This is a genomic window from Polynucleobacter bastaniensis (genome assembly GCF_018882205.1).
Classification (GTDB): domain Bacteria; phylum Pseudomonadota; class Gammaproteobacteria; order Burkholderiales; family Burkholderiaceae; genus Polynucleobacter; species Polynucleobacter bastaniensis.
Genome location: NZ_JACVOU010000004.1, coordinates 36067 through 62328 on the forward strand (window position 1 = coordinate 36067; position 26262 = coordinate 62328).

The following is a 26262-nucleotide window of genomic DNA, read 5'->3' on the forward strand; positions in this document are numbered from 1 at the left end:
GGTTTACATAGATATGGATACGAAGGCAATCGTTTTATTTGGTCATGGCGCTCGTGATGTCCGTTGGCGCGAGCCCTTTGATCGTCTAGCTACTCTCTGGAAAGCCCGGCATCCAAATGTGGTAGTGGAATTGGCCTTTTTGGAATTGATGCAACCGAGTCTTGAAGAGGCCATCGCCTCTCATGTGGCTAGTGGTGCTACTGAGGTAATAGTGGTGCCAGTTTTTTTTGGCCAAGGGGGCCATTTGCGTAATGACTTTCCAGTTTTGTTATCTGCTTGTCAGGATAAGTTTCCTCAGGTGAGCTTACGCGCTACGCCTGCTGTCGGTGAAGATGAGACTGTCTTGCAAGCCATTATTGAATTCAGTGCTAGAGCTCTTTAAGTTTTCTGCTTGATTGGTGTTATCTCTGGCTTGCTGTTTTTCTCTCAAGGCTTCGCCAACCATAATCAGTGCTGGAGATTTACTATCAAACCAGTCATTTGCTTTGCCATTGGCTAGCTCTCCTAGCGTGCTAGACCAGTGACGCTCATTCTTCGCGCTGACGGCTTCTAAAATATGTACAGGTGTATTGCTGCTTTGCTGTGAGCCGTTATCTATCAATTGCTTGGCAATGTGTGCGGCATCTTTACGACCCATGTAATACACCAAGGTATCAGCTTGAGGGTTTTGAATTGGCTGTTTCTGACTACCGTTATCGCCAAGATTTTCAGTGCCTTGTGCCAAAGTAACAAAAGCCACGCTTCTACTGACGCCCCGCAATGTGAGTGATTGCTGAATGGCCGCAGCGCCAGCCAATGCGGCTGTAATGCCAGGCACCACCTCTACTCTAATTCCTGCTTTTTTTAGGGCGCGAATCTCTTCGTCAGCCCTGCCAAACATCATGGGGTCGCCACCCTTAAGACGAACAATTACTGTGTATTTTTGTGCGGCATCAATTAATCTTTTGTTAATGAAATGTTGTGCTGAAGACAGCTTGCCACAACGTTTACCAACAGGCTCTTTAATAGCTTGTGGACAGAGTTCGAGCATCGCTGGATCCACCAATGCATCATGAAACACAATATTAGCTATCCCCAAAAGCCTGGCACCACGCACGGTAATCAGATCGGCTGCGCCAGGGCCGGCACCCACCAAATACACCCTACCGAGTTTATTTACATTACTCATTTTTTGCTAATCGTGACCTAGTTGCTTGCTAGACTGCTACGGGTATCGCGCCAACTATTTTGGGTGGTCACGCTAAAGAGGTCAAACTGCTTTAGTCCGATATCCAAATTTTGGTCGGAACGCAGCTCAAAAGCATCAAAACCTACGCGTGCACCTTGTAAAAGTTGATCAATTAAGACATCCCCAATCGCACGGACCTCACCTTGCCATTGAAAGCGGTCTCTAAATAGGGCTGCAGTACTAAAGCTTCTACCATCTCTAAAAATAGGGAAGTGTGCCCCAACCACTGGCCAAAAACTTTTACCTTCCTCAATGAGTTCAGCATGCTTGAGGATGTCATCATCGGCAGAAAACCACACACCAATTTCACCCTGGCTTACTCTGCTGATGATGTCAGCATTTTTGTGATGCGTAATCCACCAATGAAACGGCACCAATACTTTATGTAATCCATGTTCTGAATCCGCTATGCCACCTTCATCACGCTCACCATCCCAGACCTGCCATTCATTAGTGATGAGGGTGGGCTTGCCATTTTTTGGAAAGGAGATAATTTGCTGGTTCATAGTTTTTCCATCACTAGGCTGTTGCCCCCTTCGAGTGCTTGCCATTGCTCTTATACGCCGCCTCTTTAAAGGGTATTGCACCCAGGCGTCTATAAGTTTCGATAAAAGGCTCATCGCATGTACGTTGCTCGACATAGGTATTAATAAGGCTAGTCATGACATCAGGGATTTCATTAGCGTAGAAAGAAGGGCCAATCACTTTGCCAATAGAAGCATCATTACCTTGCTCGCCACCCAAAGTAATTTGATACCACTCTTCACCATCCTTATCGACACCCAGGACACCAATATTGCCAACGTGGTGATGGCCGCAAGAATTAATACATCCTGAAATGTTTAAACTGATGTCACCCAAATCAAATAGGTAATCTAAATTATCAAAACGTTCTTGAATTACTTTAGCAATAGGGAGTGACTTCGCATTAGCTAGTGAGCAGAAATCCCCACCAGGGCAAGCAATGATGTCGGTAAGTAATCCAATATTGGGTAGGGCTACATTATGGCTCTTAGCTGCGCGCCAAAGATTGAGTAATTGCGTTTGTTCAACATCTGCCAGTACTAAGTTTTGCTCATGCGTAACGCGCAATTCGCCAAAACTATATTGGTCTGCTAAGTCGGCAATGGCGTTCATCTGCGCGCTAGTGGCATCCCCGGGGGCAACAGTGCCATGTGGCTTGAGCGAGAGAATCACGCTGGCATAGCCGGGCACTTGATGGGGTTTGACGTTACGCTCTAGCCAACGGGTAAAGGCAGCTCTTTCAGCTTCTGGCGCAGCAGCAAGAATAGCTTCATTGTTAACTGCATGGAACTTTTGGTATGCCGGCTTTGTAAAGTGTTTAGCAACACGTTCCCACTCAGCCTGTGTGAAATTATCTTTACTCGGTTTTGCTTCATTGTGAAGTTTTTCCCATTCACCTTCAACTTGGCGTGCGAACTCTTCTGGACCTAAAGCCTTTACTAAGATCTTGATACGGGCTTTGTAGAGATTGTCTCTTCTACCAAAGCGGTTATATACACGCAAGAGTGCAGTCAGATAACTTGGCAGAACTTGCCATGGCAAACCTCGCTTAATTAATGATCCCAATATGGGTGTACGGCCCATGCCTCCACCTGCATAGATATCCGCAGTGAGTTCATTCGTCAATTCACCATTATTAATAGCTGGATTTTTCTTGAGCTCAATGCCGACATCATGGCAAAGCAAGACAGTGCGATCTTCTTTAGCGCCATTAATTGCAAACTTAAACTTGCGTGGCAGGTGAGCAAACTCTGGATGTAAGGTTGACCATTGGCGCAGTAGTTCACAAACAGGACGGGGATCGACATATTCATCTGCAGCAACACCAGCAAAGGCATCGCTGGTGATGTTGCGAATGCAGTTACCCGATGTTTGGATCGCATGCATTTCTACTTTGGCTAACTCAGCCAAGATATCTGGAGTCTGCTCTAGCTCTACCCAGTTGAACTGAATGTTTTGACGAGTCGTAAAGTGACCATAGCCACGATCATATTTATCGGCAATGAAGGCGAGGGCACGCAATTGCTTGGCACTTAGCAAGCCATAAGGAATGGCGACACGCAGCATATATGCATGGCGCTGATGGTAGAGGCCATTCTGTAGACGGAGAGGGCGGAACTCTTCTTCGGCCAGTGTGCCGTTAAGGTGTCGTTCAACCTGGTCTCGGAATTGGTTAACCCGTTGATCTACAAGAGATTGGTCAATATAGTCATATTTGTACATAGACCCTGATTGTCTAGGGCTATAACCATAACTACAAATACTTAAATATTGAATCTATATATATAAATGGGTATAAAGAAGGCTGGTATATTTTAATGTCCTTGTTTTCTGGTCTAGGCTTAGTGTTCGTACTTTGAGTCAAGAAAAGAGTGGCAAGGTGCCGCTCTATTAAGAATGGACCCAACAATCTTAGTGCCAGAACCCACACAACGCCTCTTGAAACCTTAGGCCATTCAATGCAACCCCTTCGGGCTGATAAAGGCCATATCGCTTATAGACCAGATATTGATGGCTTACGCGCCATAGCAATCCTGTTTGTTGTGGTCTATCACGCATTCCCCAGTGTGATTCCCGGCGGCTTTATTGGGGTAGATGTCTTTTTTGTTATCTCAGGATTTTTGATATCTACCATTATCTATAAGCAGTTGATGGCCGATGATTTCAGTATTGTTCAGTTCTATATACGGCGTATTAAACGTATTTTTCCCGCCCTGTTTGTGGTTCTCACTTTTTGCTTTGCATTTGGTTGGTTTAATTTACTGGCAGATGAATTTGCCCAATTAGGTCTTCACATGGCTGGGGGCGCAGGCTTTGTAGCTAATTTGGTATTTTGGAATGAAAGCGGCTATTTTGATAACGCTTCTGATACAAAGCCACTTCTGCATTTATGGTCGCTGGGGATTGAAGAGCAGTTCTATTTTGCATGGCCAATTTTGGTTTTCCTAGTATGGAAAAGGAGGGTTAATCTCCTTTGGCTAGGATTGGCTATGGCAATAATCTCATTTGCGATAAACGTGTATGAGGTACATCATGAATTGCATTTCACCGCAGCTTTTTATTCCCCTATTACACGTTTCTGGGAACTCATGATTGGGGCTATTCTGGCCTACATTGCGCTCGATCGCAAAAAAACGCTTACTGTACTTGGGGCATCCAATGGTTTCTTAGGTCAATCGAGGCTGAACCACTGCATTTCAATTCTTGGTTTTGCATTGCTGGTCTTTGGCGCTGCACTCATTAACAAAGAGTCGTCTTTTCCAGGCTATTGGGCTCTATTGCCTACTTTAGGTTCTGCATTTTTGATAGCCGCTGGCCCGCATGCCTGCATCAATCGCATACTGTTATCTAATCGCCTGTTGGTGTGGATTGGCCTGATCAGCTTTCCACTGTATTTGTGGCATTGGCCGCTACTTTCTTTTGCGCATATTTTGCAGGGTCAATTACCTTCTGCTGAAATTCGTGCCTTGATGCTTATAGCGTCGATTGTTTTATCGGTCTTGACTTATTACCTTATTGAAAAACCAATTCGAACAAATCAATTTAATAAAACTAAGGCAAGCATCTTGGCCGTTCTCCTGATAATAATTGGGTATATCGGCTTTAATGCGTATCAGCGTGATGGGCTGACATTTAGACTGAATCAAATTCAATTTAGGCTTCCACCACTTTTACATACCTTATCTATTAAGGACCCATCGGAATCTGCTTTAAACATTGGACCCCCAAAAATTGATTGTTCTTTGCCAAAAGTAGGCGCTCCTGTGGATGCGATCTGTTTTACAAAAGAAGAGTTACGTAAGCCCGCATTATTTTTATGGGGCGATTCTTATGCAGCTCATTTACTGATTGGATATGAAGAGTACTTTGGCGCCAGCTATCGAATATCCCGCCTCGGATACAACGGCTGCCCGCCGATTTTGGGTATTGAGTTACCAAATCGCAAGAATTGCACAGCAGGTAATGAGCAAATTTTTGAGCGTATTGTGAGTCAGAGGCCTGCTAAATTAGTAATTGCTGCCAATTGGACCGACTATGACTGGCAGCAGATTGAGGCTACGCTAGTTAGGCTAAAGAGGGCTGGTATTGATGAAATTGATTTAGTTGGTCCGGCTCCAGTTTGGAGTGACAGTCTTTATAAACAGCTTTATCTGAAATATCTATCAGATCGAGACCCCAATATCCCCTATCGAATGTGGTTTGGATTGAGCAAGCAAAGAGACTTTTTACTTATCGATCCAGACATGGAAAAGATGGCCGAAAAGTTGAACGTGAAATACATTTCAATCGTAAAAATCTTATGCAATACAGAAGGGTGCATTACTCGATTTGGTGATACCAGTGATTCTCTAGAGAGTATTGATGCGGGGCACTTTACAAAAACAACATCCCGTTATGTTGTTTCTCATTTTCCGAGATGATAGTTTTTATCATTTAAGAATCTAAGACAAGCTAAAAGAGCCCTTGAAATTCAGCGCTTATGGCTATGGATCAATCTTAAGTATTAAAGACTAAATTCCCTGTAATGCCTGTAGAGATTGGCAATCGATGCAAATCCCAAAACGACAATCAGAACGGCAAAAAGGTAGTCAGTTGTCAGGTAGGTAAACACACCTGTTTGAATAGCAATGGCTGCGGCAATAAAGGCAGCGATTGCACCGAGCACCACTAACTTGAAGTTCGGAATAAATGCGCCCAAGGTAATGGCAACAAACAATAGAACGAGTTCAGAAACCAGTTGATCCGCCATCAAGAAGATTCCGTTGGTGAACTCGGGATTAGTCAGCTTGCCAACAACTGCGAGCACCAGAATACTGGCGAGCACCGCAAAGTTGAGCTTGGCTTTCTTGAGAATGCTGAGGAGTTGATCATTCATGATGGCAGAGTCTTCCTAACTTTTACTTCTATTAGTAATTGGGGCTGCCGCTGAATACTAGGCTGATGCCAATCCACAATAGGATGAAGGCAACCAAAATGGTGAAGCCAATCTTCTTTAGGAAATACTCCAAGGTATCCATATAAGCTTCATCATTACGACCAAAGTATTGATCAAAGCGTTTCCATACCAGGCGCCCTACTACTAGCGGAAGAAGCATGGCGACGATGCCGAAAATAATAGTAAACGTGTTATCCATGAGGTTTATATTCTTTCTTGCGAATTGCTTATTTGTATCTAGTGGTTGCCAGTAAAGGCAGGGAAGTCATATAGCATACAGGGATTATCGGACAGGATGGCTTTTCTAAGCTCTGGATCAGATACCCAAGATCCAAGCAGATCGCAGAGATCAGCGTCATGCGGCATTTGCTTTTTGACCATGACATGAGGCCAATCGCTACCCCAGATTAATCGCTTGCTGTTAGCCTTGATTACGGCATCATTAAAAACTTGCATGTCCGCATAGGGAAAGTTCCCATCACAAATGCGATAAGGTCCAGTCATCTTGACCCAGGCTTTGTTATTTTTCAGAAGCTCTAGCAGACCCTGAAAACCTTTGTCATTGATGCTATGTTTTGTATGGGAGTAACCAAAGTGACCAAAGACCAAGTCAACCGGAAAATCTGCAAATGTATTAGCGAGATCGGGGTATTCATTAACGTGGGCGAGTAGCTCTAAATGCCAACCAAAAGGTTGAATCCGTTTGGCGATGGCAGTTAATTCCTCAATCGGTAAACCCTTCGATTTATCGGCAACATCGACAACATTACAACGAATGCCTCTCACGCCAGCTTGATGAAGTCTCTCCAGTTCGGCATCTGCAATATTGCTATCTATGACTGCAACCCCACGAAATTTATTAGGGTTCGTAGAGAGTGCTGCGAGCATGGCTCGATTATCGGTGCCGTATACGCTGGGCTGTACTAAGACGGCGCGATCAACCCCCAACATATGTAATAGAGATTCGTATTGGGTCAGCGTAGCATCAGGCGGAGTGTAGATACGCTCCCGTACATAAGGAAACTCCAGAGCTGGCCCACATATGTGAGCATGGCAATCCACTGCCCCAGCAGGAAACACAATCTTTGGTGATCGAATTTCTGGATCTGGGGCTTGGCAGACTGGTGCAGCGTCAGTTGATTTCAATTTACTGTGGACAAATTACTGAGGTTCAATGTTGGCGTCTTTGGCAATCTTCTGATACTTCGCCATTTCTTCGCGCACAAACTTACCGAACTCTTGTGGGCTCATGGGGGTTGCTTTGATGCCTTTAGACTCATAAGCAGTTTTCACTTCGGGAGATTGCATCGCCAGATTGATATCTTGATTAATCTTTTTCACAATTGCTGCCGGTGTGCCGGCCGGCGCCCACACACCAAACCAAAGACCAATTTCAAAGTTGGCATAGCCTAACTCGGCAATACTAGGAATATCTGGTACAGCAGCATTACGCGCCTTACTAGTAACCCCAAGTGCTCTCACTTTGCCGCCTTTGAGTTGACCGATGGCAGTATCGAGTGGTGCCATATAAAAAGCGGTACGCCCGGCCATGGTATCTTGAATCGCTTCTGGAGATCCTTTGTAAGGCACATGTATGAGCTTGATGCCCATCATTTGATTAAAGTATTCAGCCGCAAGGTGAGTTGAGCTACCAACGCCAGCAGATGCAAAAGTAATCTCGCCTGGCTTTGACTTGGCCGCAATAATCAAATCACGAACGGATTGATAAGGACCATCTGCGGAGGTGATTAAGACGTACGGTGTTTGCCCAAGGATATTGACATCTATTAGGCTTTTGAGTGGGTCGTAAGGTAGCTTTTTATAAATGGCTGGATTGGCTGCATATGAGGCGGATTGCACTAGAAGGGTATAGCCATCCGGTTCAGCACTGACAACTGCACCAGTACCGATTAAGCCACCAGCACCAGGACGATTTTCAATAATGACGGATTGTTTCCAAGTCTCAGAAAGGTTTTTGGCAACAATTCGGCCGGCAATGTCAGCGCCGGATCCAGTAGTGAGGGGCACAATCATTTTTACCGTGCGATTAGGGTAGCTTTGCGCGTTAGCCGTGGAAATCAGGTTGAGGCAAAGCCCTAAGCCAATGAATAGGCTCAACATCAAGTTGCGCTTGGGTAAACGAGGGGATTGCAATGTCTTTTGCATCATGTCTCCTAAGTATTTTTATAGTTTCATTGGATAATCTACCATGCTCCTTTCAAGATCTCCATGATCAAGATGGGAAATATACAAATTGCTGAACCAGCTAGAAAGCAGAGACAAATGAGCCAAATACTAGAAAAACAGATCACCAAGGTGAACGGGGTCGATATTGCCTATCGTTTCGATGGCCCTAGCGATAGCCATGTGGTGATGATGGCCAATAGCCTCATGTCTGACTGCAGTATGTGGGATTGGAATGTGCCTGCATTAAGCGATCGTTATCGAGTCCTTCGTTTTGATAAGCGTGGCCATGGCGATTCCGAAACAACCCCAGCGCCCTACAGCATCCCTCAATTGGCGGATGATGCAGTAGCATTATTGGATGCCCTGAAGATTGATAAGGTCCATTTCATTGGACTATCGATGGGCGGGATGATTGGTCAGCAACTAGGTGCCCGTTTTCCGGAGCGAGTCTATTCTTTATCTCTCTGCGACACAGCAAGTGAAATGCCTCCACGTAGTTTGTGGGAGGAGCGTTTTGAGCTTGCGCGCAAAGAAGGCATTGCTGGCTTGGTAGATGGCACCATCAAGCGCTGGTTTACGGCACCATTCATTGCTCGCGCGCCTCAAGATATTGCCAAAGTGCGCGAGATGATTTTGGGTACCGGAGTTGAGGGTTACCTGGGATGCGCAAGTGCCGTAAGGGATATGGCACAAACTACTATGCTCTTAAAAATTAAGACCCCAACATTGATTCTGACAGGGCGTCAGGATCCAGCCTGTACGGTCGATCAAGCCATTGTGCTCAACCGCATGATTGATGTCTCAAAGTTAGTCATACTGGAAGATGCAGCACACTTATCTAATATTGAGCAAGCAGAGGCATTTAACCGCACCATTAGGGACTTTATTGATACAGTGGATAATGCTTTGTAGAAAAATATTTAAAAATTAAAGCGCTATGTCGATGAAAAAAACAGATCTGTATAAAAACCTAGCTCTGGCAACTGCACAACGCATGAAAAATGCTGCTAAGACGCCAAAGCCAGGTACGGCAGAGGGCATTGCTAAAACCAAAAAGGAGCTGGCTAGTAGCAATCCTATGCTCGCCTCTTTGATGGGCAAGACAAAGACAAAGTCAAAATCAAAATAGATCGCCGCATTGCAATCTAAAAATCATTATCTTTTAGTTGATTTCTTAAAGACTTTCGCAGCTTTTGCGATTGTTTTTCACCATTTTTCGAACTATGGTCAGTTGGCTGAGGATGCTCGAAACTCTTTTCCAATAATGATGACTTGGCTGTTTGAATATGGCCGTTTTGCTGTGCAGATCTTTTTGGTGCTGGGTGGTTATTTGGCGGCTAAGTCACTCACGCGTGCAAAAGATTTAAAAAATCCACACATTCTGCTTAGGACGATTTTCAATCGTTACATACGATTATTCGCTCCTTATGTAGTGGCATTAATTATTACTATTACTTGCGCATGGCTTGCACGTTTTTGGGTTCAAGATGAATTTGTTGGAGAATCAGAAACATTGGGGCAATTTCTAGCGCATTTATTTTTCCTTCAGGGTATTTTAGGTTTAGATTCAATTTCTGCTGGCATATGGTATGTGGGAATAGATTGGCAGCTATATGCCATCCTGGCGATCCTCTTAGGAATGTTTCCTGCCTTCAGATCCGCAATCTGGATTTTGGCTATAGTCTGCGTTTTATCTTTGCTGTACTTTAATAGACATGGTGAATATGAAAATTATTTCATCTACTTCATGGGCCCTTATGGCTTAGGCGTTCTGGCACAGCTTTGTAAAAATTATCCTGATCAATTGATTAATCGCCTCGCCAGCCTGCTGATAATAGTGATTGGGGTAGCTATTGTTATTAGTAGTTTCCAGCAGATTTGGTTTCGTAACTTTTTAGCTTACGTTGTTGCGATTATGCTGATTTTTTGGGGTGATTGGGCGTACCTTGATCGATGGCGTGAAAAGAAAAATTCACGAATGCATAAGTTGGTGAATGGCATCTTGTGGTGTAGCAGAAGGTCGTACTGCGTTTTTTTAATGCACTTCTGTTTTATTTTGCTGGCTAATACGATTTATATCAGCTGGGGCATGAGTCAACACCATGATGGCGCAACGGCGATCGTCCTAATATTTTTTTCTATTGTGGCAAGTTGGCAGGCCGCTAATTATCTCTATCGATGGGTAGAACTACCATCTAGGAGAATTAAATTCTAAATACCCATATCCTTTAAGACGCGAAAGATTTCTCGATAAGCCTTAGGGGGTTTATTGGTTTCTTTTTCTTTTCGAGCATTGCGAATAAGGGTGCGCATGTTCTGAATATCCATATCGGGATATTGCTCAATCATCTTGGTAAAGGTTTCATCATTTGCGATTAGGCGATCACGATAAGACTCTAGATGATGCAGCTTTGCAGTCTCTGCCTTGCTAATCCCTTGGATGGCATCTAAACGTTTCTGAATGGCATCCAACTCTTCTTCATCTAAAAAGCGCATGAGTTTGCCAAGATACTGCTTATGACGACGGATTGCCTCAAAACTCTTAATCTTGTTGGTTTCAGCAATGGAGGCCTTAATAGCCTCATCCATTGGTATGGTCTTCAAGGCATCAGTACTAAGCGCTGCTAGAACTTCAGCCAGCTTTTGGCGCTCGGTCATCAAGCGCTTTAGCTCGGATTTGCTGGGCCCATCATCAAGATCATCTTTCTTGGGGGTGCGGTTCTTTTCATTGACATGCATATTGTTATTTTAGACGGGTATTAAACTTTAATTATTCTTTATTGATTTTCTGTTTTAGTAGCTTCAGATCGGCGCTAGAAAATAACTGGCTTCTTCCAATGATTGATGTAGGCTTTAATCTGCCGGACTGTACATGTCTTCGTAAAGTGGGAAGCGAGATTTCTAAAAACTCTGCGGCCTCTTCTGCTGAAAATGAAGTATTTCTGAGATGTCCAAATACTTGCTCATGCGTGTATTCAGTCTCTTGGAAGGCATTTATTGCAACTAAAGAGAAAAATTTAATGCGTTCTTTCGAGGGCATTTTTTGCACATGAGCAAAAAGATCCTCTGCGTTCATGAATTGAGTCATATATAGATCTAACTTTCTGTATTGAAATGGCTTGAAGTTGTCATTTAAATCGAATTGATTTTTTTAATTGAGTGTAAAAATTTTCATGAGGCCCTATTTGGCAAAATTTAATCCAAGTTATTTCTATTGCACCTGCAAAATGATCAAATTGGTATGCCATTAAATATTCTTTTGCGTTAAAGCGAAATTTATAAACAAATACACCCTGAAGGTCTCCTAGCTTTTGTTGACCTATCCTAGGGTTATCGCAAACTTCAGCGACCCTGATTTCAATTGCTAACTGCAAAGGCTTGGAAGCCTTTTTTACAAACTGGGTAAAAGCTTTTTTAAAGGTAGTTCTCATGATCTAATATTAGATCAATACTGATTTTATATCAAATCAACAAAAGTAACAAGAATTACTTGATTCGTTAGGATGGTGAATAATGAGTACAGTGCTCCATATACATATAAATACAGAGACATGACCCAAGCCTCTTCACAAAACACCTACGACTACATCATCATCGGCGCTGGCAGCGCGGGCTGTATGTTGGCTAAACGCCTGACTGAGAACCCCGCTAAACGAGTTCTTCTAATTGAGGCTGGTAAGAACGACAACTACATCTGGATACATGTACCAGTTGGCTACTTATATTGCATCGACAACCCAAGAGCGGATTGGCGTTTTAAGACTGCTGCTGAAAAAGGTCTCAACGGACGCTCACTGCTATATCCACGCGGTCGGGTTTTAGGTGGCTGCTCATCTATCAACGGCATGATTTATATGCGTGGCCAAGAAGGTGATTACGCATCTTGGGTTCAGGCAACCGGTGACGACTCATGGTCTTGGAAAAATGCATTGCGTCGCTACAAATCATTTGAGGACTATCACGGTGCTGCTAATCAGTGGCATGGCAAAGGCGGTGAGTGGACTGTGTCTCAGCAGCGTTTGCGTTGGCCCATCATGGATGTTTTCAAAGAAGCTGCAGTAGAGGTAGGCATTCCGGCATCAGATGACTTTAACCAGGGCGATAACTTCGGAGTCGGTTACTTTGATGTGAGTCAGCGTAAAGGTTGGCGCCTGAATACTTCCAAAGCATTTTTGCGTGATGCCGCTAAGCGGTCTAACCTCACTGTGATTACTGAAGCGATGGTTAATAAGTTATTAATTGATCCAAGTTCTAAAAATTGCTTCGGCGTTCAATATATTCAAGATGGCAAAATAATCGATGTGCGTTGCACTGCTGCTGATGCTACCCATCAAGGCGAAGTGATTTTGAGTGCAGGCGCCATTGGTAGTGTGCAGGTTCTAGAGCGCTCGGGCGTTGGATCAGCTACGCATCTGAATAAACTGGGCATCCCCGTCATCACAGATTTACCGGGCGTGGGTGAAAACTTACAAGACCATTTGCAATTGCGCATGATCTACAAGGTCAATGGTATTAAGACTCTCAATACGAAGGCGAACACCTGGTTTGGCAAGCTGCTCATTGGCATGGAGTATGCATTTAAGCGCTCTGGCCCGATGTCGATGGCCCCTTCACAGCTGGGTGCTTTTGCATATAGCTCACCAGATCAGCCCTCTGCCAATTTGGAGTATCACGTGCAACCGCTATCACTAGAAAAGTTTGGCGAAGATTTGCATTCCTTTAATGCAATTACTGCCAGCGTTTGTAACTTGCGACCAACATCACGCGGTAGTGTGCACATCAGCTCGATTGATCCAGAAGCGCCTCCAGTGATTGCGCCCAATTATTTATCAACCGACGAAGATCGCAAAGTAGCAGCAGATGCATTGCGTCTCACGCGCAAGATTGTGGCAAGCCCCGCGCTCAAGCCATATACGCCAGATGAGTACAAGCCAGGCAAGCAATATCAAAGTGATGAAGAACTCATCAAAGCCGCCGGAGATATTGGCACGACAATTTTTCATCCAGTAGGCACCTGCAAGATGGGGCGCGATGATGATCCGATGGCAGTACTAGATTCACAATTACGAGTGAGAGGCATTCATCATCTGAGAGTGGTTGATGCCTCCGCAATGCCAACTATTACTTCTGGCAATACTGCAGCGCCTACGATGATGATTGCGCAACGCGCTGTTGAATTGCTTACTGGTGAGTAGTTCAAAAATATCCGGCAGTTCGCAGTTGCATCCCGGGCTTCCTGCAAGCCATTTATTGCTAGCGCTCGCCATCGTTGCTGTTTGGGGAACGAACTTTGTAGTGATCAAGGTTTCTCTTGAAAGCTTCCCACCATTTTTGTTCGCCGCCCTGCGATATATCTTTGCTTTATTGCCGGTAGTATTTTTTATGCCTAAACCCAAAGTCTCTTGGGTAAACCTGTGTATCTATGGTTTGGCAACTGGGTTAGGGCAGTTCGGCGTGATGTATTTCGCGATTGATGGGCGTATCTCCCCTGGACTTGCATCATTGGTAATTCAGACGCAGGTATTTTTTACGATTGGCTTTGCGATGTTCTTTGCTAAAGAAAGTCTCAGGTTGTATCAGGCAGTGGCCGTAGCGATAGCGATGACGGGTTTGGTCATTATTGCGCTGCACACCGATGCTACAACGACTTTCCTGGGTCTGGCCTTAGTCGTGTTTGCCGGTTTCTCTTGGGGGATTGCAAATACAGTGAGCCGCAGGGCTGGTGCCATCAATATGCTGTCTTATGTAGTTTGGGCAAGCGCTTTCTCAATACCTCCTTTACTGCTTGTTTCACTCATTTTTGAGGGTGGTGCCAGCCATTTATGGGAAGTTACCTTGGTGGCGCCCATGGGAGCTTGGATTGGAGTGCTCTGGCAGGCATGGGCTAATACTCTGTTTGGCTATGCTGCTTGGGGCTGGTTGCTCTCTAGGCACCCAGCAGCTGTGGTCGCTCCTGCCCCCCTGCTAGTACCTATCTTTGGAATGGGGGCGTCAGCCTTTTTCCTGGGTGAGACCTTGCCAGACTGGAAAATCATGGCTGCAGGCCTCGTAATTGCTGGTTTAGTGGTGAATCTTTTCTGGCCCGCATTGCGGGAAAAAAGTCGTCAGTTTTTTTAAAACGACCTTTATCCCTAGGGGCTAATGTAAAACCCTAATACTGAGCCCTTTTTTTGCCCCTAAATGACTGTAAGATAGCCACTCGCCTTAAGAAGTACCTAAAAAAGAACTTATTTAATTAGCATTTTTAGTCATGGAGACTTTATGAATATTCGTCGTCACATTTTTGCAGTGGCAGCTGCTGCAATGTTATCAACCGGCGCTTATGCTGCCGATATCAAAGTAGGCGTAATCGGCCCATTCACTGGCGGCTCAGCTTCAATGGGCGTGAGTATGCGTGATGGCGTGCGTTTGGCTACTAAAGAAATTAACGCAGCTGGTGGCATTGACGGCAACAAGATTGTTTTAGTTGAGCGCGATGACGAGGCTAAAAACGAGCGTGGCGTACAAATTGCACAAGAATTAATCAATAACGAAAAAGTGGCTGCTACTCTGGGTTATATCAATACTGGTGTGGCCTTGGCATCACAACGCTTCTTCCAAGAGGCAAAGATTCCAGTCATCAACAACGTTGCTACTGGTACTTTGGTAACTAAGCAATTTCCAAATGCTGCTGAAAACTATGTATTCCGTACCTCTGCTGCTGACAACATCCAAGCTCCAATGATCGCTAAAGAAGCGGTTGAGAAGCGTGGCTTGAAGAAAGTAGCTATCTTGGCTGACTCTACTAACTATGGTCAGCTAGGTCGTGAGGATATGGAAAAAGCGCTCAAGACTTATGGCGTCACTCCAGTTGCTACTGAAAAGTTCAACCTCGGTGACGTTGATATGACTTCACAGTTGCTCAAGGCAAAAAATGCTGGTGCAGAGGTTATTTTGACTTATGCAATTGGACCTGAGTTGGCACAAATTGCTAACGGTATGGCGAAATTGGGTTGGAAAAAGCCAATGATCGGTTCATGGACATTGTCTATGGCCAGCTTCATTGATACAGCTGGCAAGAATGGTAACGGCGCAACAATGCCAGAGACTTTCATTCAGAATCCCCCAACAACACCAAAGCGTAAAGCTTTCGTTGAGGCATACCTGAAGGATTTCAAACCAAAGAACGGCATCATCGCTTCCCCAGTGTCAGCAGCTCAAGGTTACGACTCTGTATATCTCTTGGCAGCTGCTATCAAGCAAGCTAAGGGTACAGAAGGTCCAAAGATCTTGGCCGCATTGCAAGATCTGAAAACTCCAGTTGAGGGCGTTGTAATGACTTATAACAAGCCATTTAGCGCAACTGACCATGAGGCTATCAAAGCTAAAGATGTAGTGATGGGCATTGTTGAGGACGGCAAGGTTGAGTTCTTGAATGCTGAAGATGCAACAGCTAAGAAGAAGTAATCCTTCTTAGAGTGGGTGCGGAAACTCAAATTTTCCGTACTGAAGCAATTTAAAAGGTATTAATAAGCAAAACGCCGCCCGCAAGGCGGCGTTTTGCTTACAATGTCGGATCGTTCATAAAACAGTTTTAGAATTTTTTAGGTCTACATCATGGAAATGTTTGCACAAATCCTCTCCAGCGGTATAGCGGTGGGCATGATCTACGCGGTCATTGCTTTCGGCTTTCAGCTGACTTTTGCCACATCTGGCACATTGAATTTCGGTCAAGGTGAGGCCTTAATGTTGGGCGCCTTGGTTGGTCTGACCTGCGTTGACATGTTCGGCATGAACTACTGGCTCATGATTCCAATAGTCTGCCTTTTCGGTATGGTGCAAGGCGGCTTCGTTGAGCTGATTGGTGTTCGTCCCGCTATTAAGATTAAGTCTGAGTTCGGTTGGATTATGTCCACTATCGCATTGGGCATTATTTTTAAGAACGTCGCTGAAAACATTTGGGGTCGTGATGCATTGCCATTTCCATCCCCGCTGCCGATGGAGCCAATGGAATTTCTTGGGGCAAATATTTTGCCAATGGAAATCTTGGTTGTAGTCGGAGCCTTAGTCATGATGTTGTTGGTGGAGTTCTTTAACCGTAAAACAATTTACGGTAAAGCGGTTGTCGCAACGGCAAACGATCGCGATGCTGCCGGCTTAATGGGTATTAATACTAGCTTGGTAATTACCTTCTCCTATGCACTGTCATCCTTAACTGCTGCCTTCGCAGGTGTGCTGATTGCACCGTTGACATTAACTGGCGCTGCTATGGGTGGCGCTTTGGGTTTAAAAGCATTTGCAGTGGCCATTATTGGCGGCCTATCCAGTGGTATGGGAATCATTGTGGGTGGTTTGATTCTCGGAATTGTTGAGACTGCCACAGGCTTTTATATTTCTACTGGCTACAAAGACGTACCAGGCTTGATCTTGCTCTTATTAGTGCTTGCATTTAAGCCATCTGGTCTCTTTGGTAAAACTGCAATCAAGAAAGTTTAATAATGAAATCGAAGTCTCTATTACCCCTATTAATTGCAATTGTTGGCTTATTCAGCCTGCCTTTATTCATTAGTAATCCGTACTACATTCATTTGATAGAAACGATTCTGATTTACACCATTCTGTTATATGGCTTAGATATCGTGGTGGGTTACGTTGGTCAAGTTTCTTTAGGTCATGCTGCATTGTTCGGAATTGGTTCGTATACCGCTGGTGTATTGTTTTTCCATTTCGGCACTCCAATTTGGCTGACCTTGCCAGCATCAATCGTTGTCACAGCGATCTTCGGTGGAATCTTGGCCCTGCCTGCACTGAAAGTGATTGGACCTTATTTAGCCATGGTGACCTTGGCATTTGGAACAATTGCCCAGATCTTAATTAACGAGATGACATGGCTCACAGAAGGCCCATTAGGAATCAAAATTCCTAAGCCTGATCTGATGGGTGCCCCAATGTCAAAGGCACAGTTTTTCTGGTTGGTCTGTATTGTTTTGATTATTGCGATGGTAGTGGTTGACCGTTTTGTTAAATCCCAGATGGGCCGTGCTTTTGAGGCCTTACGTGATAGTCCGGTGGCTTGCGACTGTATGGGTGTCTCGGTTTATCGCTTCAAAGTCATTGCCTTCGTAATTAGTGCTGGCTTTGCTGGTCTGGCTGGTTGCTTGTATGCTTACTCGGAGCAATACATCTCCCCAAATACCTATAACAATGAATTAGCCGTCCTTTTCTTGTTGGCAGTCATTATGGGTGGCCGTAAGTCTCGTTTGGGTGCCTTACTAGGTGCGGCGATTATTGTTCTATTGCCAAAGCTTCTCGACGATATTAATTTATTCCGTATCGTTGCTTCTACGATCGCAGTTGTGGTTGCAGTTGGTGCGGCTATGGCTCTCTCCAAGAAAGTCACCACGCCAAGACGCGTGATGGTGCCTTTGGCAGGAGTGGTTGGTCTGGCAGCATTCTCATTCTGGTTAGACAGAATCTCCGATTGGCGTTTGAGTATTTTCGGCTTCATGATTTTGTTGGTGGTGTATTACCTTCAAAACGGTATCGTTGGTTTTGCGAAGAGCTTCTACCAATCCATCGTCGGTAAAACAGTTACCACCCGTGGTGAAAAAGCAGACGACATTGATGATTCAATCAGCTTCATTAGCGCAGTCAACAATCAAAATGCAGGCACCGAGCTTCTTAAGGTTGACTCTGTGCTGATGCAGTTTGGTGGCTTGAAGGCTCTGAACAATGTTGACCTCAGTATTAAGCGCGGAACTATTCATGGTCTGATTGGTCCAAACGGCTCCGGTAAGAGCACCATGATGAACGTTCTGACTGGTATCTATCAGCCTACAGCTGGTAATGTGCTGTATGCAGGTCAGAGCGTAGTTGGTCGCACTTCCTCTGATATTGCTTTATCTGGTATCGCACGTACCTTCCAAAACGTTCAGCTCTTCGGTGAAATGACTGCCATCCAAAATATTTTGGTTGGCTTGCATCACACCTTTAAATCCAATATGTTCGAGATTGCGCTGAACCTGCCAAGCTACAAAAAGGAATCGCAAGAAGCATATGCTCGTGCGATGGCCTTGCTGAAGTTTGTGGGCTTGGAAGATTTAGCGAATGAAGAGGCGCGTAATTTGCCATACGGTAAACAACGCTCCTTAGAGATCGCCCGTGCCTTGGCTTTGGATCCAGAATTGCTCTTGTTGGATGAGCCAGCTGCTGGTTTGACAGCCCCAGACATTAAAGAACTCTTGCGCATTATTCGTAAGATCCGCGATAGCGGTATTACCTTCATCCTGATTGAGCATCATATGGATGTGGTGATGTCAGTCTGCGATATCGTTTCTGTATTGGACTTCGGTCAGAAGATTGCAGAAGGTAAACCAGCTGAAGTTCAGGCAGACGAGAAGGTGATTCATGCCTACTTGGGTACTTAATCACTAGAACCATATTGAATCGGTAAATACCATGTTATCTATTAAGAATCTTGAAGCAGGCTACGGCAAAGTAAAAGTTCTGCACGGCATCAATATTGATGTTCCTAAAGGACAAGTCATTACTTTGATCGGGTCAAACGGCGCTGGTAAAACAACGACGATGCGTGCCATTACTGGCATGATTAAACCAACTGGCGGTGAAGTTACCTTAGGTGGTGAAAAAATTGATGGCTATGACTCTCATAAAATCGCACGCCTTGGTTTGGCACATAGCCCAGAAGGTCGTCGTGTATTTACGACGATGTCTGTGAATGACAATCTCCTCTTGGGTGCATTTCCACGCTTTACGGGTAGCCGTCCAAAGGGCGACATCAAGAACGATCTCGAGAGATCTCTTGAGATGTTCCCGCGCTTAAAAGAGCGTCGTAATCAATTGGCCGGTACATTGTCAGGTGGTGAGCAACAGATGTTGGCAATGGCTCGTGCCGTGATGCTCAATCCAGAGATCATTCTCTTGGATGAGCCTTCAATGGGCTTGGCACCAATTTTGGTTGAGGAAGTTTTCAGAATTATCTCTAATCTCAAATCACAAGGTGTGACGATGCTATTGGTTGAGCAGTTCGCTGCAGCGGCTCTAAAGGTTGCAGACTACGGTTATGTTCTTGAGAACGGTAAGATTGCAACGCATGGCCCAGCTGATAAGTTAATGCATGATCCAGCAGTGAAAGCAGCTTACTTAGGCGGTGCTAGTAGCCACTAGGATTTAGCAGCACCGTGTTATTCAAAAGCCCTCGAAAGAGGGTTTTCTATTGGAGAGTAAACCAGCCCTTAATTTTCTTGTTTTGAATTAGTCGGATGGCCTCACAGATTCAAAGTTAGCGCTCCTTTAATTAGGAGATTAACAGCAATGATAAGAGTGAAGATCGAGAAAATGAGTTGAGTATGCGGACCACTTAATTTTTTACCGAGAAGTAGTCCAATCAATAGTCCACCTAAGGCAGCAAGTGCAAAAGGCGCAGCAACGAAGATATTTAAGCTACCGCTAACTGCCGAGAATATTACTCCGCCACCAGTGATGATAGCGAGCACTCCCAGCGAGGTGGCAACGATGGATTTGACAGGTAGGTCGGTATAGCGCTTCAGTGCAGGCACGATGATGAAACCACCGCCAACACCTAAGAGGCCAGATAGGAAGCCTGCAATACTGCCGGCGAGCATCAGGGCGCGAGCACAAGGCAGGGTCCATTGGAGTTTCCCAATAGTAGGGTTGATGAGGCAGGGTGGAGGCTTTCTATTTTCTTCTAGGATGCCCTTAATCTGATTGCGAGCCTGCCTCAATAAACGAATAGCCACAAATAACAAGATGAGGCTAAAGAAAATCTGTAAGGGTGCATTCGGAATTTGAGGCGCAAGCCAAAGCCCTAGTGGCGATAGCGCTAAACCAAAGATCGCCATAAAACCTGCTGCTTTATAGCGCAAGATCTTATTTTTGAGGCCCAGAATGGCGCCAATAGTAGAAGCTAGGGCAACTGCACATAGCGCAATTGGGGCTGCCTCCGCAATGGATAGTCCCAGAAAGAAGACTAAGAGCGGTACAGACAAAATCCCGCCCCCGGCTCCAGTAAGACCCATGAGGATGCCTACCAGAGTGCCTAGTGCTGGGCCGATAAGGGTTGAGTAATCCATTGCAATTTATTTTATATTAATATAGTATATAAATATATATATTATTTATTCACCTGAAAGAATATGTTGACTACCAAGCCCACCCCCTTGATTAAAGACTTTTTTGACCCTGAAACTTGGACTTATACCTATGTGGTCTATGAAGATGAGGCAAGTCCATGCGTCATCATCGACTCTGTCTTGAACTACGACCCTAAATCAGGCAGAACTACTACCAAGTCTGCTGATGAGGTGATTGCCTTTGTTAAGAAGCGCCAGCTCCAAGTGGATTGGATCCTAGAGACCCATGCTCATGCAGACCATTTAACGGCTGCCCCTTATTTACAAAGTCAATTAGGCGGCAAGTTGGTGATCGGTGATCACATTGCTAATGTGCAGGTGGTATTTAAAGGTATCTTTAATCTAGATGATCACTTTAAAGCGGACGGCACTCAATTTGACTACTTACTGAAAGAGGGTGAATCACTCACATTCGGAAATCTCTCCTTAAAGGCACTTTTTGTACCGGGCCATACACCTGCTTGTATGGCTTATGAAATCGGCGATGCCATCTTTGTGGGCGATACCCTGTTTATGCCAGATGTCGGTACAGCCCGTTGTGATTTTCCGGGTGGTGATGCGAAGACACTCTATCGATCTATTCAAAAGATTTTGTCTTATCCTGGTCAGACCAAGTTGTATATGTGCCATGACTATCCGCCAAAAAATCGACCCGCGACTGGAGTGACCACTGTTGCTGATGAGAGGGTAAATAATATTCATGTACATGACGGTGTGACTGAAGCGCAATTTGTGGAAATGCGAACCACACGAGATAGCACTTTAGAGATGCCAACACTTATTTTGCCGTCTATCCAGGTCAATATACGAGCCGGACATTTTCCTGAACCTGATAGCAATGGAGTCTCGTATTTAAAGATTCCTTTGAATGCACCCTGATTAGAGAATGACCATGAATACACCATTCTCCAAATCGGAGTTAAAGAAGATGCAATCAGCCGCAGAGGATGCCTGCAAGCTCATGAAGGTCCTATCCAATCGAGATCGCATGATGCTCTTATGTGAAATCGGTCAAGCAGAAAAATGTGTTGGTGAGTTAGAGGCGGCACTGGATCTACATCAGCCAACTCTCTCGCAGCAACTTACCGTGTTGCGTAAAGAAAGGCTAGTGAAAACACGTAGAGAAGGCAAGCAAATTTACTACACCCTATCTAGCGAAGTTGCTGTTGCCGTAATGAGTTTGCTTTACAAGCATTACTGTAAAAAGTAATCAATTCTTTAACCGTTTTTAAAGGGAGTTCAATATGAAATGTAACGTCGGCGGTATCGATCGTATTTTAAGAATCTCAGTAGGCATTGTGCTGGTTGGACTTGCAGCTAACGGTATCGTAGGTTGGTGGGGTTGGCTCGGACTGATTCCTATGACTACTGGTATTTTCCGTTTTTGCCCAGCCTACTTATTATTGGGAAATAATTTTTGCTCTAAGTGAGTGCCGCAAGTTTTGATTAAGACATATTGTGATCAACTTACTCAATATGTCTTATTTGTATTTAAGACGGTAGTTTTTTGGTATAGATACCGTGTAGCAAAAAGATAGCAAAGAAGACAATACCAATCATCCAGTGTGTTGCAATAACCTCGTCTCGAATTTCTGCAGGGCCGTAGTACAACAAAGCGCCCGATACTAATAAAATGGCTAAAAAAGCCAATTGACTTAAACCACTCAATAACTTTCTTTTGGACTTCAGGCCCGCTTTCAGATGAAAGGGCAAGACTGAGCCTAGAGCCATCGTAGCCAATATGGCAGCAATGCCGTGCCATGCCAATACCGAATGGGTTCCCAATACGGCCCGTTCAATATGGAATTCATGTCCAAGTAAATAAACTGTCCCGGTGAGGGAGCAAGCAAACATACCAATTTGAACAAAGTGTTTTTGCCATGTTGGCATCTTGCCAAGGCGATTTGTATTCTTCATGGGGATTGGGTATCGGGGATGCGGATTGCTTGGGCAGAAAAATGACTTAAGCAAGGATGGCGAGTATTTCTGGAAATACTCACGACCTTAGTTAAGGCGTCTGCGTAGACACATCTAGTTGCGACCACTGAGTAAGACTCTGAAAACTCAATATGCCCTTGATTAAGGGGATTCACCATAAAGCTCTTTGAGCCGCTACTACGGTTTGCAAAGTAGAGGCTGCTAGTGGCAATCGCACCCGCTGACATGCTGCCAATCTGGATGAGTTCATGCGGTTTTGATGGATTACGGATTTGAATAGCTTGAGAACGACCTCCGAATATGCGGATATCCCCGCCCGCGTTGACTGATCCAGCTTGGACGCCATTAGCAAGTAAAGCTTCAACGGCTTTATCTACTGCGTAGCCTTTGGCAATACCACCAAGATCAAGGCAAAGCGGTAGTGACGATCGAACCAGGAAGTGTTCAATCAATTGGAGATCTTCAATACCTCCAAATGAGTAATTATTGAGCTTGCCATGCTTAGGGAGTAGGCCTGCTTCCACCAGGTGATGGCCAACCCCACAATTAAATACACCTTGGGATTGGAGGTAAATCTCTTTTGCGATCCTGAGAACCTCAGCTGTCCATGGGTGAATTCGAACAGGCTCTAAATAGGATCTGGCGTTGATCTGGGAAAGCTCGCTATTAGGATTGTGAAAGCACATCAGGAATTGCACTTGTTCAACAGCTAAAAAAGCCTCATCTAGCGCTTTCAATGGGGGTGATTGGTCTTCAATCCTGATTTCTACGAAAGTACCCAAGAGCGGCTTGCAGCGAATCATTTTGCTTTTAGGCTTAAGGTCTGATTTTTTAAAGCGATCTCATATAAGACCGCAACCCGCTTAACGCCATCAGTCAGATGTTTGCAGGAGAGAGTAGCACCACCAATATTCTGAATATCTTGATTGAGCTTGATGGGATCTACAGCCGTTTTTCCGACGAATTGTTTACGCCAGTTGGCTTCTGCTACTTCATATCCATAAGATTCAACATATTCCAGAATCTCAATTCCAGTTACTGCACCCGATGGATTGAGTGCTACCGCGTAAGTAATCATTTCATGTTTACCGACTACTTCATCTACGATAAACCAGCTTCCGTCAGCCGCCCTCCAAATTTGGTCTCCTTGAAAGGGGTGACGAATACTCGAAGCTGAGCGCATTTTGTCTTGCAGCTCATCGGCGATGATCATGGGATTTTTAACAAGCGATTTATTAGGTAGCAGTATCTTTTGGGCTTGTTCAACGGATACATAAATCTTGGCCTGTGCAATGATGGGTGCGCTTGTCATAGCTAGGCCAATGATGAATAGGGGGTGAGGTTTCCAGTTCATATTCATTTCATTAGTTCAGAGGAAATCCAACTTTGACGATAAATTCATTCACTGAATGGCTATCCCAAACTCGAGCATTGGAGCACTCGGCTTCCCCGCCACCCATGCAGGTTCCACCTTTGAGCTGATAGCGCCAAGCGCCCGTGACCCACCAATCTTTAGCGGCGTAGTGCATATTAGGCCCTACAAAAGTGGCACGTTGGACTTGATTACGTAAATTCAACTCTGAGTAGTCATTGTGGAAGCGTGCCTCAACGCCTGCGGACCATTTAGGTGCAAATCGATAACTCGCGCCCACAAGGAAGTCGAGCATCGATTCTGGTACGTTACCATTTTCAATAAACTTTAAGCGTTCATTCGCTACAACTACGTTACCTGCCAAAACCAATCGATCGTCAATGAAATTGGATTGCAAGAGTAGGCGAGCTTCAATTTCATCTTTGTTTCTTCCCCAGGTTGGTTCTAAATACAGACCAACGCCAACGGGCGATGTCACTGGATTGGTAAGTCGGTAAATAGCTTCTAGTGATCCACCCTCAATGCCACTTTTTCTATAGGGAGTGGCTGGGTCATGACTGGATGGCACTCCATACCCACCTGTACAGCTTGGGCTATCGCCACAAGCTTCTGAGTTGGTGTAATTCTGACTTGCGCTGGTGTAGTAGGAATTGATGTAACCAGCAATTTGTAAATCATTGGTAAGGCCATATTCCAACTCAGTCCTAGCTGTCCAGGCATCGTAGGTGCCGGCAGCTTGTTGTTTACTGAGTTGTAAGCGTTGTTCAAACTCGAGTTTTCCTTTGGGCTGGAGATCGAGGGTGTAAATCCAACCAAATGCACCTTCACCCGCATTTGCGAATGAGAAGTGCAGGGCTGTGGCTAAGAGGATGCTAAAGGCAACAAGTCTTTTGATAGTCATTTTCATGGTCTAGTAGGGTGGTCAATAAAAGTAAATGAGAATGATTCTTAATATACAGTAAATGAGAACAATTCTCAATTGAGAAATTAACCCTGCGTGCTTTGGTGTTGAGTTTTTGCCTGGGAATACCCCCTAGCTTGTAAGATTTGGGTCTATGGATTCAGAAGCCCTGGTGAAGCTGGTCACAATGAAGATGCCATTCGGCAAGCATGCTGGCCGTGCACTTGCAGACTTGCCTAGTAATTATTTAGCGTGGTTTGCGCGCGAAGGATTTCCGAAGAGCGAGCTGGGTCAGTTGCTAGAGCTGATGCACACCTTAGATCACAATGGCTTACGCGGATTATTAGCCCCTATCCAGCGGGCCTATGGACTTGCTCCCCATACCCGCAAGCAGTAAAGACTTACTTGGAGCGAACTATTGCTGTCACGCGATTGCGTTCATAGACCGCATTAGGTGAATCTGGCGGACTGCTTTGGGAGAGGGTGACCTGCAATGCACTTTGCGCCTGAATTTCTTGCGCCAGCTTTTGAGCCAGCTCAAGATTGTGGTCGTATTGAATCTGCACGCTGGCAACCTTTCCTGAATTGATATTGGAGATCAATGCCGTAAGCTTCTCAGCCGAATACTGATCAAAAAAAACGGGATACCAGCCACCCACCATAGGTTTGGCCTCCGAACTGCTCTTTTCAACTGGTTTACTGGACTTGCTTCCGCCGACCTCTATCGGTAGATGAAAGTCGATGCCAGTCTTCTGAATGAGCTCGGCATAGGAGATCGGCGCACTCATTTGCGCATCATCGGTGTTTTCAACCCAATAAGCCCAAGCTAATTTTTTGGCAGGATCGTAGACCAGCTTATAAAGATGACTCGGAATGGTGACCTTGCCTTTACCAATGCTGCCGGCATGACCCACAGATCCAGTAAAGACATAGACATCGCCTTTTACGCGCTTGATGTACATCCTGGTAGGCTCTTCAACCCGTTTGGCCCAGATGCCCTGATTGTTTTGCCGAGCCTGCGGCATCATATTTGCCAGAGAGAATGATTGCGCCATTCCCCTCTCGGTTGTCATGTCGCCAGCTGGCACGTTGTGACCCCGGTCATATCCACTGCCACGATAGTCTGCCAGTAGGGCGCGTTCATGTGCTGGGAGTCTGGCCTCTTCGTAGAACTGATTGGTTCGGCGGGGGTGCGTCGCCTGGAGTTGCTCGCTATTTAACCTCTCAACGGTGTAGATGGGCTTTTTGTCTAAAGGCGAGTAGTAGATCGCGAAATCATCAAAACAGAGGTCCCGACCGGCCTGGGCAGTACTAGGTATTTGTTGGGCTGGGAATAGATCTTGGCATTGGTCGAAGATAGCCAGGGTACTCAGTGGCAGCCAAAGTGAGCTAATTAAGAGGAATGTGGCCAGGAATTTCATTGCATGTCAGTGTAATGAGTGTCGATATCAGGTGGTAAAGGTTTTGCTCGTATTTGGGGATCAAGCTAGCCATATAGCTAGTATTGATGAGTGCTTAGATGTC

General features: G+C 45.1%; 31 protein-coding genes. 15 read left to right on the forward strand and 16 right to left on the reverse strand.

What is annotated here, in order from left to right:
• Positions 1-13 precede the first annotated feature (13 nt).
• On the forward strand, positions 14-382 hold the full coding sequence (locus ICN22_RS07950; RefSeq protein WP_216169927.1) for a sirohydrochlorin chelatase: 369 nt from the start codon (positions 14-16) through the stop codon (positions 380-382).
• On the opposite strand, the gene cobA is transcribed toward ICN22_RS07950, so the two are convergent.
• From cobA to ICN22_RS07965, 3 genes are read right to left on the reverse strand one after another with little or no spacing between them, the layout of a single operon-like run.
• Complete coding sequence (gene cobA / locus ICN22_RS07955; RefSeq protein WP_216169929.1) at positions 305-1168, reverse strand: uroporphyrinogen-III C-methyltransferase; 864 nt, start codon at positions 1166-1168, stop codon at positions 305-307. The two genes, ICN22_RS07950 and cobA, sit on opposite strands and share 78 nt — an antisense overlap.
• A gap of 17 nt (positions 1169-1185) precedes the next feature.
• Positions 1186-1734 (reverse strand): DUF934 domain-containing protein, encoded by a 549-nt coding sequence (locus tag ICN22_RS07960; RefSeq protein WP_216169931.1) that lies wholly within the window; start codon positions 1732-1734, stop codon positions 1186-1188.
• Positions 1735-1747: 13 nt separating this feature from the next.
• Positions 1748-3475, reverse strand: a complete 1728-nt coding sequence (locus ICN22_RS07965; RefSeq protein ID WP_216169933.1) for a nitrite/sulfite reductase — start codon at positions 3473-3475, stop codon at positions 1748-1750.
• 236 nt (positions 3476-3711) lie between these two features.
• Here ICN22_RS07965 and ICN22_RS07970 point away from each other — a divergent pair, with 236 nt between their 5' ends.
• Positions 3712-5673 carry an acyltransferase family protein gene (locus ICN22_RS07970; RefSeq protein ID WP_216169935.1) on the forward strand — a complete coding sequence of 654 codons (1962 nt, stop codon included), beginning with the start codon at positions 3712-3714 and terminating at the stop codon, positions 5671-5673.
• 83 nt (positions 5674-5756) lie between these two features.
• Here the strand turns inward: ICN22_RS07970 and ICN22_RS07975 are convergent, their stop codons facing one another.
• The 4 genes from ICN22_RS07975 to ICN22_RS07990 are packed head-to-tail and all read right to left on the reverse strand — an operon-like array spanning position 5757 to position 8357.
• Entirely contained in the window at positions 5757-6128 is a 372-nt protein-coding gene (locus ICN22_RS07975; RefSeq protein ID WP_216169937.1) for a hypothetical protein, read from the reverse strand.
• Between the two features lie 31 nt (positions 6129-6159).
• On the reverse strand, positions 6160-6387 hold the full coding sequence (locus ICN22_RS07980) for a hypothetical protein (RefSeq protein ID WP_216169939.1): 228 nt from the start codon (positions 6385-6387) through the stop codon (positions 6160-6162).
• A gap of 38 nt (positions 6388-6425) precedes the next feature.
• On the reverse strand, positions 6426-7334 hold the full coding sequence (locus ICN22_RS07985; RefSeq protein ID WP_216169941.1) for an amidohydrolase family protein: 909 nt from the start codon (positions 7332-7334) through the stop codon (positions 6426-6428).
• Between the two features lie 15 nt (positions 7335-7349).
• A complete protein-coding gene (locus ICN22_RS07990) occupies positions 7350-8357 on the reverse strand; it encodes a Bug family tripartite tricarboxylate transporter substrate binding protein (RefSeq protein WP_216169943.1) in 1008 nt (335 codons plus the stop codon).
• Positions 8358-8471: 114 nt separating this feature from the next.
• Between ICN22_RS07990 and pcaD the strand changes: the two genes are divergently transcribed.
• Genes pcaD through ICN22_RS08005 form a run of 3 tightly spaced genes read left to right on the forward strand, consistent with a single transcriptional unit; the run spans position 8472 to position 10590 of the window.
• Complete coding sequence (gene pcaD / locus ICN22_RS07995; protein WP_216169945.1) at positions 8472-9287, forward strand: 3-oxoadipate enol-lactonase; 816 nt, start codon at positions 8472-8474, stop codon at positions 9285-9287.
• Positions 9288-9312: 25 nt separating this feature from the next.
• Positions 9313-9504 carry a hypothetical protein gene (locus ICN22_RS08000; protein WP_216169947.1) on the forward strand — a complete coding sequence of 64 codons (192 nt, stop codon included), beginning with the start codon at positions 9313-9315 and terminating at the stop codon, positions 9502-9504.
• A gap of 9 nt (positions 9505-9513) precedes the next feature.
• Positions 9514-10590 carry an acyltransferase family protein gene (locus ICN22_RS08005; RefSeq protein WP_216169949.1) on the forward strand — a complete coding sequence of 359 codons (1077 nt, stop codon included), beginning with the start codon at positions 9514-9516 and terminating at the stop codon, positions 10588-10590.
• Here the strand turns inward: ICN22_RS08005 and yjgA are convergent.
• From yjgA to ICN22_RS08020, 3 genes are read right to left on the reverse strand one after another with little or no spacing between them, the layout of a single operon-like run.
• Positions 10587-11114 (reverse strand): ribosome biogenesis factor YjgA, encoded by a 528-nt coding sequence (gene yjgA / locus ICN22_RS08010; RefSeq protein WP_216169951.1) that lies wholly within the window; start codon positions 11112-11114, stop codon positions 10587-10589. The two genes, ICN22_RS08005 and yjgA, sit on opposite strands and share 4 nt — an antisense overlap.
• Positions 11115-11145: 31 nt before the next feature.
• Complete coding sequence (locus tag ICN22_RS08015) at positions 11146-11463, reverse strand: helix-turn-helix domain-containing protein (RefSeq protein ID WP_216169953.1); 318 nt, start codon at positions 11461-11463, stop codon at positions 11146-11148.
• A 40-nt stretch (positions 11464-11503) separates the two neighbouring features.
• Positions 11504-11806 (reverse strand): type II toxin-antitoxin system RelE/ParE family toxin, encoded by a 303-nt coding sequence (locus tag ICN22_RS08020; RefSeq protein WP_216169955.1) that lies wholly within the window; start codon positions 11804-11806, stop codon positions 11504-11506.
• 120 nt (positions 11807-11926) lie between these two features.
• Between ICN22_RS08020 and ICN22_RS08025 the strand changes: the two genes are divergently transcribed.
• The 6 genes from ICN22_RS08025 (at position 11927) to ICN22_RS08050 (ending at position 19541) form a co-directional block, all read left to right on the forward strand.
• Positions 11927-13570 (forward strand): GMC family oxidoreductase, encoded by a 1644-nt coding sequence (locus ICN22_RS08025; protein WP_216169956.1) that lies wholly within the window; start codon positions 11927-11929, stop codon positions 13568-13570.
• Positions 13563-14492, forward strand: a complete 930-nt coding sequence (locus ICN22_RS08030; protein ID WP_369411583.1) for an EamA family transporter — start codon at positions 13563-13565, stop codon at positions 14490-14492. Before ICN22_RS08025 ends, ICN22_RS08030 begins: the two co-directional genes overlap by 8 nt.
• A gap of 144 nt (positions 14493-14636) precedes the next feature.
• Positions 14637-15821 (forward strand): ABC transporter substrate-binding protein, encoded by a 1185-nt coding sequence (locus ICN22_RS08035; protein WP_216169958.1) that lies wholly within the window; start codon positions 14637-14639, stop codon positions 15819-15821.
• A 150-nt stretch (positions 15822-15971) separates the two neighbouring features.
• The gene (locus ICN22_RS08040; RefSeq protein ID WP_216169960.1) at positions 15972-16850 is read left to right on the forward strand and encodes a branched-chain amino acid ABC transporter permease; all 879 of its coding nucleotides are present in this window, start codon (positions 15972-15974) and stop codon (positions 16848-16850) included.
• A 2-nt stretch (positions 16851-16852) separates the two neighbouring features.
• Positions 16853-18781 (forward strand): branched-chain amino acid ABC transporter ATP-binding protein/permease, encoded by a 1929-nt coding sequence (locus tag ICN22_RS08045; RefSeq protein WP_216169962.1) that lies wholly within the window; start codon positions 16853-16855, stop codon positions 18779-18781.
• 31 nt (positions 18782-18812) lie between these two features.
• A complete protein-coding gene (locus ICN22_RS08050) occupies positions 18813-19541 on the forward strand; it encodes an ABC transporter ATP-binding protein (RefSeq protein WP_216169964.1) in 729 nt (242 codons plus the stop codon).
• Between the two features lie 101 nt (positions 19542-19642).
• On the opposite strand, the gene ICN22_RS08055 is transcribed toward ICN22_RS08050, so the two are convergent.
• Positions 19643-20467 carry a sulfite exporter TauE/SafE family protein gene (locus ICN22_RS08055; protein WP_216169966.1) on the reverse strand — a complete coding sequence of 275 codons (825 nt, stop codon included), beginning with the start codon at positions 20465-20467 and terminating at the stop codon, positions 19643-19645.
• Between the two features lie 63 nt (positions 20468-20530).
• On the opposite strand from ICN22_RS08055, the gene ICN22_RS08060 reads away from it, so the two are divergent.
• From ICN22_RS08060 to ICN22_RS08070, 3 genes are read left to right on the forward strand one after another with little or no spacing between them, the layout of a single operon-like run.
• Entirely contained in the window at positions 20531-21406 is an 876-nt protein-coding gene (locus ICN22_RS08060) for an MBL fold metallo-hydrolase (RefSeq protein WP_216169968.1), read from the forward strand.
• Between the two features lie 13 nt (positions 21407-21419).
• On the forward strand, positions 21420-21737 hold the full coding sequence (locus ICN22_RS08065) for a metalloregulator ArsR/SmtB family transcription factor (RefSeq protein ID WP_439650989.1): 318 nt from the start codon (positions 21420-21422) through the stop codon (positions 21735-21737).
• A gap of 34 nt (positions 21738-21771) precedes the next feature.
• Positions 21772-21957, forward strand: a complete 186-nt coding sequence (locus ICN22_RS08070; RefSeq protein ID WP_216169972.1) for a YgaP family membrane protein — start codon at positions 21772-21774, stop codon at positions 21955-21957.
• A gap of 61 nt (positions 21958-22018) precedes the next feature.
• Here the strand turns inward: ICN22_RS08070 and ICN22_RS08075 are convergent, their stop codons facing one another.
• The 4 genes from ICN22_RS08075 to ICN22_RS08090 are packed head-to-tail and all read right to left on the reverse strand — an operon-like array spanning position 22019 to position 24744.
• A complete protein-coding gene (locus ICN22_RS08075) occupies positions 22019-22444 on the reverse strand; it encodes a hypothetical protein (RefSeq protein ID WP_216169974.1) in 426 nt (141 codons plus the stop codon).
• On the reverse strand, positions 22441-23268 hold the full coding sequence (locus ICN22_RS08080) for an FAD:protein FMN transferase (protein ID WP_216169976.1): 828 nt from the start codon (positions 23266-23268) through the stop codon (positions 22441-22443). Before ICN22_RS08080 ends, ICN22_RS08075 begins: the two co-directional genes overlap by 4 nt.
• The gene (locus ICN22_RS08085; protein ID WP_216169978.1) at positions 23265-23819 is read right to left on the reverse strand and encodes an FMN-binding protein; all 555 of its coding nucleotides are present in this window, start codon (positions 23817-23819) and stop codon (positions 23265-23267) included. Before ICN22_RS08085 ends, ICN22_RS08080 begins: the two co-directional genes overlap by 4 nt.
• A gap of 10 nt (positions 23820-23829) precedes the next feature.
• The gene (locus ICN22_RS08090; RefSeq protein WP_216169980.1) at positions 23830-24744 is read right to left on the reverse strand and encodes a DUF6662 family protein; all 915 of its coding nucleotides are present in this window, start codon (positions 24742-24744) and stop codon (positions 23830-23832) included.
• Between the two features lie 148 nt (positions 24745-24892).
• On the opposite strand from ICN22_RS08090, the gene ICN22_RS08095 reads away from it, so the two are divergent.
• Positions 24893-25135 (forward strand): DUF3820 family protein, encoded by a 243-nt coding sequence (locus tag ICN22_RS08095; RefSeq protein WP_216169982.1) that lies wholly within the window; start codon positions 24893-24895, stop codon positions 25133-25135.
• Positions 25136-25139: 4 nt separating this feature from the next.
• Here ICN22_RS08095 and ICN22_RS08100 read toward each other — a convergent pair whose 3' ends face one another.
• Positions 25140-26159: a DNA/RNA non-specific endonuclease gene (locus ICN22_RS08100; protein WP_216169984.1), complete on the reverse strand. Its 1020-nt coding sequence runs from the start codon at positions 26157-26159 to the stop codon at positions 25140-25142.
• Positions 26160-26262: the final 103 nt, after the last annotated feature.